This is a genomic window from Treponema bryantii (genome assembly GCF_900113965.1).
GTDB lineage: Bacteria > Spirochaetota > Spirochaetia > Treponematales > Treponemataceae > Treponema_D > Treponema_D bryantii_A.
The window spans coordinates 161889-179468 of the sequence record NZ_FORI01000005.1 but is presented as its reverse complement, the minus strand read 5'-3'; the positions used below and the strand labels follow the sequence as shown (position 1 = coordinate 179468).

Here is a 17580-nt window from a genome sequence, read left to right as displayed (position 1 = left end):
GAAAGATGCTAAGTTTAAGAGATATCTGCGTAAAATATTCTTATAAAACTGTACTCAATGGTGTAACACTGGATTTTGAAGAGGGGAAGATTTATTCCCTGCTCGGAGAAAACGGCGCCGGAAAGTCTACGCTTGCGCATGTACTTTGTGGTGACATTCTGCCAACCGGCGGAAGCATTTATCTTAATGAAAAAAAACTAAATATAAGAAATCCGAAGGATGCAATTAAAAGCGGAATTGTTTGTGTTCATCAGAGACCTCTGCTTGCTCCTTCAATTTCAATCCGAGATAACCTTAGAATCGGCATTAGCCATAAGATGACAAAGCTTATTCCGGAACTCACAAAAAAATGGCTCCCTGGGCGGGAACTTTCAGAAACAGTCAAAAATATCAGTGAACAGGAAGTGTTCAATACATCTCTCTCCGGTGCGCTGCTCAAAAGTCCATTCGTACTGATTCTGGATGAACCGCCCTTCTTGGACACACAGAAAATCAGAGATCTGGCAAAAAGCGGAATCATCATCATTATAATCACACACAGCTTTAAGGAAGCAATTGAAAAATCTGATGAAGTTGTGCTCTTAAAAGACGGCAGGGTTCTGGAAAAAACTTCCGCAAAAACTATAACAGAAGAATATATCAAAGAAAAACTTTTCGGCCTCACAAAAACTATAACTATGCCAGATTTTATAGAAGAAAAAGATATTACAGAAGATGAGGTTATGGAACTTAGAAAAAAGACCTTAGGGGCAAACTCAGATTTTATAGGCTATATTCCATCAGACAGAACCTTCCGTGCTTCTAACCCTAACCTCACAGTTTTCCAGCTTTGCACGGCATACCGTACAAACGGAAAACAAAAAGAACTGGAAGACTACTCAAAAACTCTGCTTGAAAAAGCAGATGTAAATATCAGACTTTATGAAAAAGCACTCTGTCTTTCGGGCGGAATGCTTCAGAGAATAATTCTTGAACGCGAACTGGCTGAAAGTCCAAAGGAGATTTATCTTTTTGATCCGACACATGGCCTTGATGCAGAAGCAACAGAACGGCTTTATTCAAGACTTCAGGGGCTTGCCAAAAACGGTGTGAAGATAATAATAGGAAAGGTAGAATGAACATTTATTACGTAGGCTCTGCGCTGAACATTTCTGCCTTATATATGATTGCAGGAAGCGGCGCATTAATATCAATAAAATCAGGAGACTTCAATCTTGGCGGCGAAGGCCAGATTTATCTTGGTGGTTTTGTAAGCGCTGTGCTGCTGGCAAAATTAAACTTAGGCGCTGCGCTTACGGTAACTATAGCTTTGCTGGCTGCCTTTGCCTGCTCTGCTTTGATGGCTACTCTTTCTGCAGTCTTTAAGATTTTACGAAATGCTGATTTTCTTTTTACTTCGTTTATAGCCTCTGCCGCAATAATTCCGTTTATAGACGGTCTTGTAAGCGGCCCGTTCCGAAGTACCACAGACAATCTGCTGGCTACGCCATTTATTGCCGAACAGGTGCGTTTACCTTCAATTTTACCGCCATCGCCCTTAAACGCCTCGTTCCTGGCTGCGCTGGCTTTGTGCGTGGCCGCATGGTTCCTGCTTAACCGCACCGCCTGGGGCCGTCAGCTATGCATACACGGCACCAGTCCAGAGTTCTCGCGTTACGCGGGCTTTGCGTGCCGAAAACTCTCACTTAGTTCCGCATTTATCTCCGGCGGCCTTCACGGCCTGTGCGGGGCGGCCGCCATTCTCGGCACCTACTTTACCTGCCATCAGGGTTTCTACTCGGGAATGGGCTGGAACGCCCTCTCTTCAGCCCTGATAGCAGGAGCAAATCCACTGCTGCTTATACCGTCGTCTCTGTTTATGGGCTTCATTACAACTTATTCAAATAAGTTTGCGCTTTATCACAATTTCGGCTTTGATATGAGCAGCATGCTGCAGGCCGTAATTTTGTTTGTAATTTCGTTTCCGATTTTGAACGGGCCGAGGTCTGCCGGTTTGCTAAAAAAACTTCGGAGGTCCCGATGACCCTCCTCGCGCTTTTATCTTACGCCTGCCCTCTTATTCTCTGCTCGCTCGGAGCCCTGTTCTCCGAATTCGCCGGCTGCCTCGCACTCTTTTTAGACGGCCTTGTTTCGTTCTCTGCCTTTTTGTTCTATACATTCACCGTGACCACCGGCTCGGCTGTACTTGGAGCCGTTCTGGCCTGCCTCAGCGCAGTTTTAATTACACTGGGCTTCTCGGCAGTTGTCGAACGGGGCGGTGCGAACAGGTTTATTGCCGCCATTGCGATGAACCTGTTATTTGGGGCACTGACATCTTGTTTGTCTTCGATAATTTTTGGAACTCGCGGTGTGCTGGCGGCTACGGCGGGGGCGGCAAACGCGGCGGCGTCTACGGCCTCAGCGAGTTCGGCCAATACCACAGCACTCTTTAAATTCTCTGCCACCACGGCGCGCGCGACGGCGGTTGCAATAACTGCGGTGCTTGTAGCGATCTCAGTTCTCTTCCTGAAGTACAGCCGCCACGGTCTGTACATTCGAATCGCGGGAAGTGATGCGGATGTACTCAAAGCAAAAGGCGTAAATCCCGGCCATATCAGAACCCTCTCATGGTCACTTGCCTCACTCTACGGCTCAACTGCAGGAATCCTTCTTGCAATGCGGCTTTCTTCTTTTGTTCCGAACATCTCAAGCGGTCGTGGATGGATGGCACTGGCAGCTGTTTTCTTAGGCAAAAAAAAGCCGCTGCGCATTGTGGCAGCGGTCTTAATCTTCTGTCTGGCAGATATTTTCTCTGCTAACATCCAGAACTATTTTGCAGGCATTCCATCATCCTTTTTGATTTCATTGCCTTATCTTGTTTCTCTTCTGCTTATCCTTATAAAGTAGGAAAATCAGATTTGAACATATCATCACTGATACCAAATCCTCCTGCCATAGCAAGCTGATTAAGTTTAGCATCAATTTCTTCAAGACTTGGACTTACAAATCTTCCCTTCATAGCATCCGGATCTTCCTGACCTACAATTCCAACTTCTCCAATTTCCTGAATACCATCATTTATAGTAGATTCACCTGTTGTATCAAAAATGTCATCCTTAGAAACCTGTTTGTTAAACATTCCCCAAGAAGTATTATTGTTCTTGTTTGAGCTTGCAGGAGTTTCTTCTTTCTTAGGTTCTGCAGGTTTCTTTTCAACAACCGGTTCGGCTTTTATTTCTACTACAGGTTCTGTTTTTATTTCTGCCACAGGTTCGGCTTTCTTTTCTTCAACAGGCTCTGGCTTTTTCTCAACTACAGGCTCAGCCTTTTTCTCAACTACAGGCTTTACAGCAATCAAAGTTGACTTTCCAACTTCGCTTGTCTTGAACTCATCAAGTACGTTTTCAAGTTCAGTAAGATTCTTATAGCTTTCATCACTTGATGTACTCACATCCTTCATCTTATTTACAATGTCTGCAGTTTCTTCCTTAATATTCTTCAAAGAAAGAATTGCCGATAAGAATACTTCATTCATATTATCAACCTGAGATGAAACCTGTCTCTGCTTATCTGCAAGGTCGGTACAGTACTTGTTCATATAATCTGCGGCAGAAGCTGTCTCTTCACTACGATTTTTAATCTGAAGCATCTGAGAATCAATCTTTCCAATACCGCCTGTAATCTCCTGCAAAGAACTTACAATCTGGTCTGCATGAGCACTTACCTTTTCAAAAGCTTCAAAAGCAGACTGGCTTGACTTGTTTGCATTTTCAACAGCCTGAACAATTGCATTTACTACTCGTGAAATCTTATCAGCATTTTCAGAAGTCTCTTCTGCAAGAGAACGGATTTCCTCAGCTACGACACCAAAGCCCTTACCTGCATCGCCCGCATGTGCAGACTCAATTGCCGCATTCATAGAAAGAAGGTTTGTCTGTTCTGCAACGTTATTGATGATTGTTACAACTTCGTAAACCTCATCAAGCTGTTCAGCAACGTGTCCAAGAATCTCATTTGTAGAAGTAATCTTTTCATCACCATCTGCAACATAAGTATGCATTTCCTGAGCATTTTCCATTCGCTCAACAGCCATCTTGTTCATGTATTCAAGAGTCTTTACAACTTCGTTTACAGCAGTGTTACTGTTTTCAATTGCCTCGGTCTGAGCATTGTTGCTCTTTACAAGAGTATCAACATGAAGGTTCATTTCTGCAATTACACCAATTGCGCCATTAATAACCTCAACCATCTCTGTAAACTGTTTGTTCATTTTATCAATATTTGTATCAATCTGAGAAGTTGCCGTAGCAGTTGTATTTGCAGATTCATTAATCAAAGCCTCAGAATCAAGGGCTTTTTTAGCGGTAGATTTTACAAGCAGGAAGAAATTATTTATCTGAGTAACCATATTATTAATATTGGTCATCAGAAGAAGCATTTCATCATTACCTTCTGGTTTTACATTTGCAGTAAAGTCTTTTTCTGCAAGAGTAGAAGTTACATTTTTTACTTTTACAATTCTCTTAGAAATTCTTGAAGTGACAAGGAAGATTAAGATAGCAAGAATGATACTTGTAACTACTGCAAAAAGAATTGTGATTACAACGAATTTATTTTCACGTTCAGAAACAATATTTTCTATTCTATCAAGAGTTTTTGTATTGAGCTCCATCAAAGAAACATACAAAAGTCTGATTTTTTTTATCTGGGTATGAGCATCATCTGTAAGGCTAAGAAGATTTATTATATCTGCATCCTGTGAGTAAAGATTTGCAGTTTCACGAATACCAAAGCTATTAATACTTGTAAGAACAGAAGAACTTGGCTTTGTTGCTTCCATAGTTTTTAAGATGTTTTCAACAGGAACAAAGCTGTCGTTCAAAAGCTGCCAGGTAAGTTTTGTCTGTTTAAGGCTGGTTTTGAAATCTTCCGGGAAAGTTTCTGTTACAGGATCTTCAAGAAGATAATTAAAGGATTCTGTTATTGCAACTTTTTTTGTATTAAATGAAGAATATGCATTCTCGAGGTCAAAATCCCAGTAATCCATTTTTTCAAGATAATCTACAATCGAAGCTAACTGCGATTCTGTCTTGATTTCCATGATCTGGTAATTTTTTAAATTCTGAATCTGAGTAATATTTACAATAGAAAATACTGTAAGAATTACGGCCTGAAAAACAGTAAAAAGAATGATAAACGAGAATTTGCCATTAAGTTTCATAAACAAAAAATCCTATGGTAAATATTTTACCATAGGATTCCTATTTTGCAAATTTTTGTCTACCCGGTCCCTGAGCGAAGCCGAAGTTACTAGTAAACGCTCAGAATTTTCTCGAGCTTTTCTTTACCAATAATTCTGAAGAAGCTTCCAAGTCTTGGTCCCTGCTCTTTTCCAATAAGTGCCTGGTAAAGTGCAGTGAACAATGCCTTTGATTCAAGTCCCATTTCTGTAGCGATGTCGTACATAGCCTGCTGACATTCCTTATCAAGCTGGAATGTATCGAGCTTTGGAAGAACCTCGTCGCGAACACGCTTTACAGCAGTAAGAAGGTCGTCTGAAAGTTCTGCCTTGCTTCCGTCGTTGCGGAGTTCAAAGCAGAAATCTGGAGCACAGTCTGGAGCAGAGTGCTTTACCCAGAACCATGCACATTCAATACGGCGGCGGAGGCGTTCTTCCTGTTCAGGTTTTACATCTCCTAGAGCCTTGATTACAGCATCGATATCACCAGAGTAAATCTGGAGCAATGTTGTAAGCTGGCGGATTGTTACCTGATATGGCATTGTTTCAGGAATCTTTCCGTCAATCTGGCTCAGCATATAAATACGCTTTTCCTTGTTGAAATGATCATCTGACTTAGCCTTGTCGATTCCGTAAACAATACGCTCTGTCTTGTCGTAATCTTCATAAACTTTAAGAACGTCCATATCAAAGCTGATTGCAAATTCTGTATTTGGACGTGTACCAGCAAAGAGGTAGCGGAGAACTTCTGCCTGATAAACATCAAGAGCATCAGGAAGAGCAATTACCTTACCCTTTGATGAAGACATCTTTCCAGGAACACCTTTAAGGTTTACGAAGTCATAACGCATTGTAACTGGAGCATCCCAGCCATAAATCTTCTTTGAAACAAGCTTTGCTGTATCGTAGCTTCCACCAGGGCTTATATGGTCTTTTCCACCCGGCTCAAATACTACCTTTTCTTCGTTCCATCTCATTGGCCAGTCTACACGCCAGCCGAGTTTTGCGCCCTTGAAGGTACGGATATCTGCAGTTTCGCAGTTACCGCATTCACACTTATAAGTGATTCCGTATTCTCCGTCGTAGTCTGTAATTTCAGTTGTATCTTTCTGGCACTTTCCGCAGAAAATTGCTACTGGCCAGTAAACATCTTCCGGCTTCATTTTGTGAGCGTCATCGCGGTATTCGTTAAGACATTCCTTAATAACCTCGCGGTTCTGCATAGCCTTGCGCATACCTTCTGCATAGCGGTTTGCACGATAGCGGCTAGCCTGATAAAGGAACTCAGGAGAAATACCAACGCGTGGAAGCTGAGTTTCAATATCTACTTCGTGATGACGTGCATAGTTTTCGTTGCGGCCAGTTGTATCAGGTACCTCAGTAATTGGATAGCGGAGGTATTTTTCAAGGATTTCAGGGTCAGGCATGTTAGCAGGAACTTTGCGGAATACGTCGTAGTCGTCCCATGAATAAATAAAACGTACATTCTTACCGCGGTCGCGAAGTGCGCGAACTACAAGGTCTACAGTAATGATTTCGCGGAAGTTTCCAAGGTGTACTGTTCCCGATGGAGTGATTCCTGATGCACAGGTATAAGAATCAAGATCTCCCTTCTCACGGATAATCTGATTAGCCATCTGATCTGCCCAGTGACAGAGCAGTGGATCTCTCTTTTCGTTGTTGTTCTGATTTTCGTTACTCATAGGCGTATATTATAGTAAAAAAATGAATATGTAGGAAGTAGTTTTAAAATTTTCAGTGTTCGTTGTTTATTGGAATGCTCCCGTGGAAAACATCCCTCAAAACCGAGGTGCCTCGGCGCTTCGCTCTGTATTAACGGCGAGGACAGACGGTCAGTATCGGCACCAAATGTTTTGAGGGAGTGTTTTCCACTCCGCTTCCAATAAACAAAAAAACGGAGTTCATTTAGAACTCCGTTCAATTATTCATTTATTTACTATAATTATTTGATATTCCAAGAAATCAGCTCACAGCCTTCTGGAAGAATGATGTAGAGGTCATGAACACCACTTACGCCGCTGAACTTAGTGCCAATCTCGGTGCCGGCGCTGCCGATTCCATCTATATTAAGCCGGATTGATTTGCCTTCTACTGGGATGCATTCTGCGGTAAACTCTGTTTCGGTTCCTTTGAACTCTACTCCCTTGAGGCAGAGGTATGCGCCATCTTTTACTGCAACTACAGTCTGTTTTGAAGTAACTGCAGCGTTTCTTGAAGAAGCGAAGGTTGCAGCTGGAACAACATTACCAAGAGCAAAGTTTCCGAGCTGGTCTACACCCTTCTTTGTTGACTTCTGGATTGGAAGACTTCCATCAGCATTTACTGCAAAATTATCTATAAATACATTGCGGTATCCGCCCTTTTCGCAGCCTACTGTTTTTTCAAGAGTCTGTGTGTGGTATGCAATGTACCAGTTACCACGGAAGTTGAAAATCCAGTGGTGGTTGTTACCCCATGCACCAAATACTGTTCCAGGATTTTCGAGAGTGTAGCCCTTGTACTCGAAAGGTCCAAGAGGATTCTTTGAAGTCATATAACCGATAACTGCAATTGGCATCTTGTCTGGATCTTTTGAATCCTTTCTGTCCTGCCAGTTTGTACAGTATGTATAATAGTAAGTATCACCAATCTTGTTGATTCCAGAATCTTCAAAAAGGAATGGAGCATCAATTACCTTTGGCTCGCCTTCAATGTGAACCATATCCTCACTCAAAGCGGCACAACGTGCATTCATTGGATGCTCATATTTATCTGGATCGTGTCCACCACCAAAGTAGATGTAAGCACGGCCGTCATCATCTACCATTACTGCAGGGTCAAAAAGCCAGTTGATTTTTGCACAGGTTGGAGTGCTGCGGGAAATAAGAGGTCCCTTAATTGGATCAACAAAAGGTCCAACAGGTGAATCACCTTCAAGAACACCAATTCCGTTTCCACTGTCTGCAAAGTAAATAAAGAACTTATCTTTACCATTAATATTCTTCCAGCAAACAGCAGGTGCCCATGAATTGCTTGCCCACAAAGCTGCTCCTGCAAAATCAGTTTTACCTGCAACTTTGATTTCACCGCAGTCTGTCCAGTTTACAAGATCCTTTGTTGAGAAAACATTGAGCGATGTAATCTTGTTATATCCGTTATCAAGCTTACCCTTTGTAAACTCAAGCTGCTGCATATCGTTTGTTGAATAAACATAAAGTGTATCATTATAAACAAGAATTGCAGGGTCAGCGCCATACTTATGAGCCATAATAGGGTTGTTTTCTCCAAGCATCTTAAATGCCTTTTCAGCCATAAGCTTCTGCATTTCTGTTACAGGTGTTGCCGTAAGCTTTACTTCAGGTGTTTCAACTTTTTTTTCTTCATTCTTTGAACAAGACATAAATAATAGTCCTCCGGTTATTATGAGTAATAAAACTCTTGCACATTTCATGATTTCATTATAGAGTTTATTTAAAATAATGTAAAACGTTTAACTAACTTTTAAGGAAATTCCATGAAAAAAATATTGATTTTGTGCTTACTTTTTGTATCTGCACTATTAATCTCCTGCAAAGAGAAAAAAAATACTAAACCTTCTTTCGACTCAAGCCCTATTGCACAGGCTATCAAACAGGAAACAAAACCTATCACAAAAGAACAGCTGGACCGCATTCCAGAAACTTACAGAGTTTCTGTTGAAAACGGCGGAACAATTGAACACATCACCTATAAAACAAAAAACTATTTTGGCGACGGCGAGGCTTATGAAAAGAAAGCAAACGTGTATCTCCCTGCCGGCTACAACAAAGACGATTCATCAAAAAAATACAAGGTACTTTACCTCATGCACGGTATTGGCGGCGATGAAAACGAATGGGGAATGACAGACGATAAATCTACTGTAAAAAAGATTATGGACAATCTTACAGTAAAAGGTGACATTGAGCCGTTTATCATTGTTACTCCTAACGGTCGCGCTGGCTTTGATAAAGATTCAAACAATGCCTATCTTGCTTTTTATAAATTTGGCGAAGAACTTCGTAACGACCTCATTCCTTATATGGACAGCCACTACAACACAAGTGCAGACCGCGACCACCGGGCAATGGCTGGTCTTTCAATGGGCGGTATGCAGACTATCAATATTGGAATCTGTGAATGTCTTGATCTTATAAGTTGGTTCGGTGCCTTTTCTGCTGCCCCAACCTCTTACGAAGCTAACAAGGTTGCCAATACTCTCAATCAAAACGAATCACTTCCTATTCACTATTTCTACAACATCTGTGGAAAGGATGATTCAATTGCCTATGCGTCTCACGCCGCTGCAGCAAAACTTCTTCCGCGCCTTACAGACAAACTGGAAGAAGGCCGCAATTACCGCTGGCAGGAACAGGGTGGCGGCCACGACTTTGGTATCTGGAACTTAGGATTCTATAATTTCGCAAAGATTCTTGGAGGAGCAAATGAAAAAACAAGCCTTTAATCCTTATATGCCGTCCTGGGAATATGTTCCGGACGGAGAACCTCACGTTTTTGGAGACCGTGTTTATGTTTACGGCTCACACGACAGCTTTAACGGCTGGGTATTCTGCCAGGGAGACTATGTATGCTACTCTGCCCCTGTAACAGACCTTTCAGACTGGCGCTACGAAGGCGTTATCTATCCAAAAACTTCAGAAGAAATGAATGCAGACGGCCACATGTGTCTTTATGCTCCTGATGTTACTCAGGGACCAGACGGCCGCTATTACCTCTACTACGTTTACGACAAAGTTGGCTTTGTTTCAGTTGCCGTATGCGACACACCTGCCGGTAAATATAAATTCTACGGACACGTTCACTACCAGGACGGAACAAGACTCGGTGAACGCAAGGGCGATATGCCGCAGTTTGACCCTGGAGTTCTTACAGAAGGCGACAAAACTTACCTTTACACTGGCTTTTGCGGAAATCACATGAAAGACAGAATTGGTGCCATGGCTACAGTGCTTGGACCAGATATGCTCACAATCATAGAAGAGCCGGCAGTAATTGTTCCGGGCGACTGCTACACTCTTCCTGAAAAAGAAGCCTGCGCTGCCGCAACTGCTCAGCAGATGGAAGCCGGAGCTTCATTCCCTTATGCACTCAGTTCAACAGAAAACTGGGAAGGCTTTAAGGACCATGCATTCTTTGAAGCTCCTTCCATCAGAAAGATTGGAGACACCTATTACTTTGTTTATTCTTCACAGGTTATGCACGAGCTTTGCTATGCCACAAGTAAAAATCCTACAGATATGTTTGTATATGGCGGTGTTATTGTAAGTAATGTTGATATGCATATTGATTCCTACAAACCTGCAAACATGCCTGCAGCCTTTGGAGCTAATAATCATGGCGGTTTTGAAAAGATTAACGGTGAATACTACATCTTCTATCATCGCCACACAAACGGAAGCTGGTTCAACCGCCAGGGCTGTGCAGAAAAGCTTAAGGTTATGCCAGACGGTTCAATTCCTCAGGTTCAGATTACTTCCTGCGGTTTGAACGGCGGTCCGCTTGAAGGAAAAGGTGAATACCCGGCTTACATTGCCTGCAACCTGTTTAATCCGGATGAAAAAAATCCTTATGTTGATATTAAACATCCACGCATCAGCCAGGACGGCCGCGATGGTGATGAAGAAATCGGTTACATTGCAAATATGCAGAACGGCTACACTATTGGCTTTAAGTTCTTTGATTTTAAGGATGTAAAAAAGATTTCCATTACAACCAGAGGCTATGTATACGGTAAGTACGAAGTACGAACTAAGTGGGATGGCCCTGTTCTTGCAGAGATTTCTGCCGGCTGCTCAAACATCTGGGAAACAAACAGTTCAGACATAAAGATTCCAGACGGAATTGGCGAGCTGTACTTTAAGTTTGTAGGTAGCGGCACTCACCAGTTCAAAGGCTTTACTCTTGAGTAAGATTTACTCTGGAGTAAGCAGCTTTTTCTTCTTTTTCTGATATTGCTTCGGCGTGCACTTCATATATTCCTTAAATTTTCTAGAAAAATACTGAATATTATTGAAGCCGCTCGCCGTTGCAATTTCTGTAATGTTATTATTTGTATAAATCAAATCAAGACACGCCTTTTCAATCCTGTATTTATTTATATATTCCGAAACATTCATGCCAGTACACTCTTTGAACAATCTGATAAAGTGACTTTTACTGTAGTTTGTAAGCTGCAGGATAATTCCAAGGCTTAAGTTTTCACTGTAGTTTTCGCGGATATAGTGAAGCGCATTATCAATTGCAGAAATATTTCTTTTTTCGTTATCGATAATCTGTGAAAATCTTTCATACTGCTCAGTTTCAATTGCATAGGCAATTATATCCAGCAGAACCGAGCGCAGAATAACTTCCATTCCTTCAGAATCTTTTTTCATTGAAGCTATTTTTTCCAATCTCACCATAAGACTTTCGGGCATCTGCAGAAAACGGCACAATCTGATACCTTCAAAAAAATTACGGCAGGAATCTTTTGCAGGCCCAAGAGCAGAAACATCAAACAAAATGCGATAACAGTGAAAACTTTCGACCGCCCCAACCTGCTTAAAGGTATGTTCTTCAAAGGAATTGATGAAAATAAAGTCTCCCTCATGCACTTCTTCTGCAGCATTCCCCATAAAAAGCTGGCCGCTACCCCGGTCTACATACAGAATTTCGTACTCAATCTGCCTTAAAGGCTCTTCAGGATAGTTATTTTGCGATAAAAAGCTTACGGCAACCGGTTGCCGTTCTATACGGTTTTCTTGCTGCATAATACCATTTTATAACCAAAATTCGCAAAATTCAACATAAAATGAGACTTTTTTATAAATATTATGCTACTATAAGTGTTTTTTTCGAAAAATATCGGTTTTATGATGTTATTAAAACGTTTTACCATGTTTTTACTAAAAGTTTATAAAAATGGAGGACTTTTATGAAAAAAATTATGTTAGTTGCTGCAGCAGCAGTACTGGCATTGAGCCTGGTGGGATGTAAGGGCGGAGCTAAAAAAAGCGACAAACTTAACATCTCAGTTTTCACTATCCAGCAGCGTGAGCAGCCACCTGCTGACAACAAAACTTACAAGTGGATCGAAGAGAAATTTGGTGTAACTTTCTCTTGGGATATCCTTGTAGGTGATAAAGACCAGAAGATTGGTGTACTTATCGCTTCTGGTGACCTTCCTGACCTCGTAGAAGTAGACTCAGAGAAGTTCCAGGGTGCTGGTTGTCTTCGCGACCTTAAGCCACTCGTAGAAAAATATGCTCCAAACCTGATGAAGCATTATTCAGTAGCTTGGAAGAAGATGCTCGATGCAGACTCAGAAAAAGATGCAAACGGCAAAATCACTAAGGAACACATCTACTCACTTCCTAACTATGGTGTAAATGATGGTATTCCATCTGATACATACTACAACCAGAACGGTTGGTGGATTCAGAAAGCAGTTCTCAAAGAGTTCGGCTATCCTGTAATCAAGACAATCGACCAGTACTTCGATCTTCTCGAAGCTTACTACAAGAAATATCCAACAATTGATGGAGCTCCAACAATTCCATTCAATATCATCACAGCTGACTGGGAAGCATTTGACCTCTGGAACCCACCTAACTTCTTGGCTGGATTCCCTAACGATGGTAACGGACACGTTACACTCGAGAACGGTAAATATGTTTACACAGACAACTTCGTAGATGCAAATGCTAAGAGATGGTTCAAACTTGCTAACGGATACTTCCAGCGTGGTTTGATCGACCCAGCTTCATTCACAGATAACCGTGACCAGTACTATGCAAAGATCTCTCAGGGTCGTGTACTTGGTATGTTCATCCAGGGATGGCAGTTCATGGGCGATAACGCTGAAAACGCACTCTGGTCAGCAGGAAAAGACGAGAGAACATATGCTCCACTCGCTATCACATTCGATGAATCTATCCGCCCACACTACCGTGATCAGTCACTTCCTAACCTCCAGAGAGGTTTTGGTATCACTGTTAAGTGTCCAGAAGACAAGGCTATCAAGATTCTTCAGTTCATGGACAAGATGATCGAAGAAGAAAACCAGAAAGTTCTCTACTGGGGATTTGAAGGTGAAGACTACCTCATCGATACAGACGGTTCTAAGACTGGAACAAAGGGTGCTGCATACAGAACACAGGCTATGCGCGATATGCAGAAAGATCCTAACTACAACCAGAAGCACTACGCTCTCCTCTGGAGAGAAGAAGCTCCAAAACTTGATGGTACACTCCCAAGCGGATATACACGCTCTATGGATGACCTTCCATGGGAATATGAGCTTTCACAGAAGCAGGTTGATATCGACCTCTGGAAGGCTTACGGTGTAGGTTCTTATGCTGAATTCGTTGATCCAAACCCTCCAAAGAACGCTGGATGGTACCCAATGTGGCAGTGTAACCCATCTGCTGAAAAGGGTGGATTCGAAGAAGAAGCAGCTGTAGCTATGACAGGTTTCGAGACAGTACAGAGAAAGTACCTCCCAGCTATGATCATGGGCAAGCCAGAAGACTTCGAAAAGACTTGGGCTGAATATGAAAAGCTTCTCAAACCACTTACAGATACATACAACAAGTTCATGCAGCAGCAGCTTGACAACCGTGTAGAAACATTCGGTGGTTTCCAGGACTAATTAAGTAAAGACACTTAGTGTCAAAGCTTAATCAGTGACGAAGGAATGTAAATACATTCCTTCGTCTAAAAAAAAGTCCACAACTTTTTCTGTGGACTTTTTTTTATATCATTTTTATGGGTGATTTTTTATGAAAAATAAAAAAGAGTCTGGTTCTGTTAGCAATTCAGAAACTACAGAACTTGTTAAATTAAATAAAAAAAGTAAATGGAAGCTTTTAGGAAAGCAGAAAATGCTTATTCTCATGTCACTTCCTTTTGTACTTTATATCATTTTGTTCAGATACATCCCACTTTGGGGATGGACAATGGCTTTCCAGGACTACAAACCTTACAAAACCTTTGCTCAGCAGGACTGGGTAGGACTAAAATGGTTTTTCCAGCTTTTCACAGAAAAAGAATTCCTTCTGTCATTACGCAATACTGTAGGCATGAGCCTTATCAGTACCGCTTTAGGATATATTACTGCTATCTTGCTCGCTGTATTTATGAACGAAGTTCGTTACATTGGTATAAAACGCTTTGTTCAGACAGTTTCTTATCTTCCGCACTTTCTTTCCTGGGTTATCGTAACAGGTCTCGTTGCAAACGTACTTGTTGGTGATAAAACTGGAATTTTAAATAGCATATTGTTAGGTCTTCATTTAATCGACGAGCCTATTCAGTGGCTTGCTAAACAGAGCTATTTCTGGCACATCATAGGTTGGACTTATGTATGGAAGGAAGTAGGTTGGAACACAATCGTATATCTTGGTGCTATGACTGCTATTGATCCTTGTCTTTATGAAGCAGCACAGATTGATGGTTGTGGTCGTCTCCGCAAAATCTGGCACATTACACTTCCAGGAATTAAAGCAACTATCATCATCATGATGATTATGTCTGCTGGTCATATTCTTGATGCTAACTTCGAAATGCCATACTTGTTACAGAATGGTATGATCCAGGATGTAGCAGAAACTATCGATATTTATGTATTGAAATACGGTTTCAAACTTTCAAGATACGGTCTTGCTACTGCCGCTGGTATCTTTAAAAATGTTGTAAATATCCTTCTTCTTGTTATTGCAAATACTATTGCTAAGAAGAGTGGTGAGGAGCGTCTGATATGATGGACAAGAAAAACCAGTACTATTCAGCTAGAAGAAATACAATGATCAGTAACATCATTTTTGATGTTATCATTTATATTGTTCTTGCATTCGTTGTTGTTGTAACTGTATATCCTTTCTGGAATACAATTGCCATTTCTTTGAATGATGGTCTTGATTCGCTTACAGGCGGTATTAAACTTCTCCCAAGAAAGTTTACCTGGAAAAACTACGCTAACCTGTTTACTACAGATCGTATTTTCCATGCCGGTATTATTTCTGTAACAAGAACAATTCTTCAGACTGTTTTCAGTGTATTCTGTACTACAATGCTTGCTTACGCTTTGAGCCGCAAAGAATTCGTAATGAGAAAACCTCTCACAACTATTCTTGTAATCTCTATGTATGTAAACGCAGGTTTGATTCCAGGATACATGCTTATTAAGAATCTTCACCTTCTTGGTAAATATGCAGTTTACATTGTTCCTGCGCTCGTAGATGTATTCAACTTCATTCTTGTAAGAACTTACATCAATGGTCTTCCAGACAGCTTTGTTGAATCTGCTCGTATTGATGGTGCTAATGAGTTCAGAATCTTCATTCAGATTATCTGGCCTCTTATTGTTCCTTCAATTGCTATGGTTTCTCTGTTTACTGCTGTAGGTGCATGGAACAGCTGGTTCGATACATATCTCTACTGTTCTAACAAACCTAAGCTTCACTCATTGCAGTATGTATTGATGTCTATTCTTCAGGCCAGTCAGAACCAGAGTGCAAATGCCAACGATGCAAACGCTATGGCCGTTGCAGCAGGTGCTGGTGCTTCTACAACTTCTGTAACACCAATCAGTACACGTTCTGCAATTACTGTAGTTGCAACATTGCCAATCCTCGTAGTATATCCGTTCGTTCAGAAATACTTCGTAGTTGGTATGACAATCGGTGGTGTTAAGGAATAAGGCTAAAATCGAAGAACCGTTAAAAAACGGGCTGCGTCAGCGGGCCGTTTTAGGTTCATCGAAAGAATGCCTCAGAGGCAAGCTGTGCTTGCCGACTTATTCAATTAAAACGGTGGTTTCGATAAACTCGCTTTGCGAGCACTCAACCACCGCTTTTTTTTTGGGAGAAAAACTATGCTTAGAATCGTAAAAACTAAACTCGGTACCGTTGAAGGTATCCCAGCTGCAGATCCTCGTATTACTGCATTTAAATCTGTTCCATTTGCAAAGCCTCCTGTAGGAGATTTACGTTTTGCTCCTCCACAGCCAGCTGAACCATGGGAAGGTGTTCGCGAATGCTATAAGTTCCCACCAATCCCTGTACAGCCCTCCCCTAACCGCAATCCGCCTCCAGAGGATGTATACTCTCGCGAATGGTCTGTAGATCCTGATATTCCAGTAAGCGAAGACTGTCTTTATTTGAATATCTGGACACCTGCAAAAACAGGCAAGGAAAAACTTCCTGTATACTTCTGGATTTTCGGTGGTGGCTGGCAGGTTGGCCACACTGCAGAAATGGAGTTTGACGGTGAACGTATCGCACGCCGAGGAATTGTTGTTGTTACTGTAAATTATCGTGTAAATCTTTTTGGATTTACCTGTCATCCAGAGCTTACTGCAGAATATCCAGAAACCCCTGCAAATATGGGCTTACAGGATCAGCTGGCCGGCTTAAAGTGGGTATATGAAAATATTGAAGCATTTGGTGGTGATAAGGAAAATATCACAATCGGAGGTCAGTCTGCAGGTGCCGGAAGTGTTCTTTGCCACATTGCAAACGAAGAAAGCCGTAAATACTTTAAGCGTGCAGTTGTAGACAGCGGACTAATTTACGCTCCAAACATGCCTAATATGTTCCCTAAACGCTCTGTAAAAGAAGCAGAACAGCTTGGGGTTGAGTTCTTTAAGTTCTGCGGCTGTAACTCACTTGCAGAAGCACGTAAGCTTACAACAGAACAGCTTCGCCAGAAGTGGAGTGAATGGGGCGGATATGAAAAGTCTATTGCCTGCTGGACACCAATTTTTGATGAACAGTTCAATAAGGGAAGTTTGATTGATATTGTAGCAGAAGGGAAATGTACACCATGCCCAATTTTCACAGGCTTTACTACAGATGAATTTATCTTTGGTGGAATGCACGCAGTTGAAATGGGTGTTAGAAAACTTATGAAGGAAGAAGAAGCAAAGGGTCTGAATATTCAGAACTACTGCTACAAGTTCGATGTACCAATTCCAGGCTGGGATCACCCGGGCAAATTCCATTCAGTGGATTTATGGTTCTTCTTTGAAACCTTGGCAAAATGCTGGAGACCATTTAAGGGAGTTCACTACGACGTTGCACGCCAGATGTGTGATTACCTGTGTAACTTTATTAAGAATGGTAACCCGAACGGCAAGGACCTCTGCGGAGAACCATTACCACAGTGGAATTCATACACCTCAGAAAAATCAAACTTCATGGAGTTCACTACATATAGTGCAGAGAATCCCATTAAGCCAACTGATGAAATGTTGAAGTATTTATAATGGATTGAAAGATTGTCGGGGCAAGTCCGACAATGACACCTGCATTTAATCTGAAAATGCGCAGGCAGAAAAAAACACC

General features: G+C 41.6%; 13 protein-coding genes. 9 read left to right on the top strand and 4 right to left on the bottom strand.

Translation table 11 applies throughout. The features are described from left to right. Positions 1-5: 5 nt before the first annotated feature. From BM161_RS07970 to BM161_RS07960, 3 genes are read left to right on the top strand one after another with little or no spacing between them, the layout of a single operon-like run. Entirely contained in the window at positions 6-1118 is a 1113-nt protein-coding gene (locus tag BM161_RS07970) for an ATP-binding cassette domain-containing protein (RefSeq protein WP_074931473.1), read from the top strand. Beyond that, positions 1115-2023 (top strand): ABC transporter permease, encoded by a 909-nt coding sequence (locus tag BM161_RS07965; protein WP_074931472.1) that lies wholly within the window; start codon positions 1115-1117, stop codon positions 2021-2023. Before BM161_RS07970 ends, BM161_RS07965 begins: the two co-directional genes overlap by 4 nt. Continuing rightward, positions 2020-2886, top strand: a complete 867-nt coding sequence (locus BM161_RS07960; protein ID WP_074931471.1) for an ABC transporter permease subunit — start codon at positions 2020-2022, stop codon at positions 2884-2886. Before BM161_RS07965 ends, BM161_RS07960 begins: the two co-directional genes overlap by 4 nt. Here the strand turns inward: BM161_RS07960 and BM161_RS07955 are convergent. The 3 genes from BM161_RS07955 to BM161_RS07945 all read right to left on the bottom strand — a co-directional run bounded on the left by BM161_RS07955 (position 2876) and on the right by BM161_RS07945 (position 8669). Beyond that, positions 2876-5200: a methyl-accepting chemotaxis protein gene (locus BM161_RS07955; protein ID WP_074931470.1), complete on the bottom strand. Its 2325-nt coding sequence runs from the start codon at positions 5198-5200 to the stop codon at positions 2876-2878. The genes BM161_RS07960 and BM161_RS07955 overlap by 11 nt on opposite strands. An 89-nt stretch (positions 5201-5289) precedes the next feature. After that, positions 5290-6921 carry a lysine--tRNA ligase gene (gene lysS / locus BM161_RS07950; protein WP_074931469.1) on the bottom strand — a complete coding sequence of 544 codons (1632 nt, stop codon included), beginning with the start codon at positions 6919-6921 and terminating at the stop codon, positions 5290-5292. A 260-nt stretch (positions 6922-7181) separates the two neighbouring features. Then, positions 7182-8669: a family 43 glycosylhydrolase gene (locus BM161_RS07945; protein ID WP_083425730.1), complete on the bottom strand. Its 1488-nt coding sequence runs from the start codon at positions 8667-8669 to the stop codon at positions 7182-7184. 63 nt (positions 8670-8732) lie between these two features. Between BM161_RS07945 and BM161_RS07940 the strand changes: the two genes are divergently transcribed. Together BM161_RS07940 and BM161_RS07935 are read left to right on the top strand one after the other, a co-directional pair. Next, positions 8733-9701, top strand: coding sequence for an alpha/beta hydrolase (locus BM161_RS07940; RefSeq protein WP_074931467.1), 969 nt, complete (start codon positions 8733-8735; stop codon positions 9699-9701). Continuing rightward, a complete protein-coding gene (locus BM161_RS07935) occupies positions 9682-11166 on the top strand; it encodes a family 43 glycosylhydrolase (RefSeq protein WP_074931466.1) in 1485 nt (494 codons plus the stop codon). Before BM161_RS07940 ends, BM161_RS07935 begins: the two co-directional genes overlap by 20 nt. 3 nt (positions 11167-11169) lie before the next feature. On the opposite strand, the gene BM161_RS07930 is transcribed toward BM161_RS07935, so the two are convergent. Continuing rightward, entirely contained in the window at positions 11170-12006 is an 837-nt protein-coding gene (locus BM161_RS07930) for a helix-turn-helix transcriptional regulator (protein WP_074931465.1), read from the bottom strand. 164 nt (positions 12007-12170) lie between these two features. Here BM161_RS07930 and BM161_RS07925 point away from each other — a divergent pair, with 164 nt between their 5' ends. The 4 genes from BM161_RS07925 (at position 12171) to BM161_RS07910 (ending at position 17501) form a co-directional block, all read left to right on the top strand. Continuing rightward, positions 12171-13886 carry a type 2 periplasmic-binding domain-containing protein gene (locus BM161_RS07925; protein WP_074931464.1) on the top strand — a complete coding sequence of 572 codons (1716 nt, stop codon included), beginning with the start codon at positions 12171-12173 and terminating at the stop codon, positions 13884-13886. Positions 13887-14016: 130 nt separating this feature from the next. Beyond that, positions 14017-14997, top strand: coding sequence for an ABC transporter permease (locus BM161_RS07920; protein ID WP_074931463.1), 981 nt, complete (start codon positions 14017-14019; stop codon positions 14995-14997). Then, entirely contained in the window at positions 14994-15935 is a 942-nt protein-coding gene (locus BM161_RS07915; RefSeq protein WP_218150245.1) for a carbohydrate ABC transporter permease, read from the top strand. Before BM161_RS07920 ends, BM161_RS07915 begins: the two co-directional genes overlap by 4 nt. 174 nt (positions 15936-16109) lie before the next feature. After that, entirely contained in the window at positions 16110-17501 is a 1392-nt protein-coding gene (locus BM161_RS07910; protein WP_074931462.1) for a carboxylesterase/lipase family protein, read from the top strand. Positions 17502-17580: the final 79 nt, after the last annotated feature.

What these genes read in the sequence shown, in the direction of transcription:
- BM161_RS07970 (WP_074931473.1), top strand. Translation starts at nt 6, where the DNA reads ATGCTAAGTTTAAGAGATATCTGCGTAAAATATTCTTATAAAACTGTA.
- BM161_RS07965 (WP_074931472.1), top strand. Translation starts at nt 1,115, where the DNA reads ATGAACATTTATTACGTAGGCTCTGCGCTGAACATTTCTGCCTTATAT.
- BM161_RS07960 (WP_074931471.1), top strand. Translation starts at nt 2,020, where the DNA reads ATGACCCTCCTCGCGCTTTTATCTTACGCCTGCCCTCTTATTCTCTGC.
- BM161_RS07955 (WP_074931470.1), bottom strand. Translation starts at nt 5,200, where the DNA reads ATGAAACTTAATGGCAAATTCTCGTTTATCATTCTTTTTACTGTTTTT.
- lysS (WP_074931469.1), bottom strand. Translation starts at nt 6,921, where the DNA reads ATGAGTAACGAAAATCAGAACAACAACGAAAAGAGAGATCCACTGCTC.
- BM161_RS07945 (WP_083425730.1), bottom strand. Translation starts at nt 8,669, where the DNA reads ATGAAATGTGCAAGAGTTTTATTACTCATAATAACCGGAGGACTATTA.
- BM161_RS07940 (WP_074931467.1), top strand. Translation starts at nt 8,733, where the DNA reads ATGAAAAAAATATTGATTTTGTGCTTACTTTTTGTATCTGCACTATTA.
- BM161_RS07935 (WP_074931466.1), top strand. Translation starts at nt 9,682, where the DNA reads ATGAAAAAACAAGCCTTTAATCCTTATATGCCGTCCTGGGAATATGTT.
- BM161_RS07930 (WP_074931465.1), bottom strand. Translation starts at nt 12,006, where the DNA reads ATGCAGCAAGAAAACCGTATAGAACGGCAACCGGTTGCCGTAAGCTTT.
- BM161_RS07925 (WP_074931464.1), top strand. Translation starts at nt 12,171, where the DNA reads ATGAAAAAAATTATGTTAGTTGCTGCAGCAGCAGTACTGGCATTGAGC.
- BM161_RS07920 (WP_074931463.1), top strand. Translation starts at nt 14,017, where the DNA reads ATGAAAAATAAAAAAGAGTCTGGTTCTGTTAGCAATTCAGAAACTACA.
- BM161_RS07915 (WP_218150245.1), top strand. Translation starts at nt 14,994, where the DNA reads ATGATGGACAAGAAAAACCAGTACTATTCAGCTAGAAGAAATACAATG.
- BM161_RS07910 (WP_074931462.1), top strand. Translation starts at nt 16,110, where the DNA reads ATGCTTAGAATCGTAAAAACTAAACTCGGTACCGTTGAAGGTATCCCA.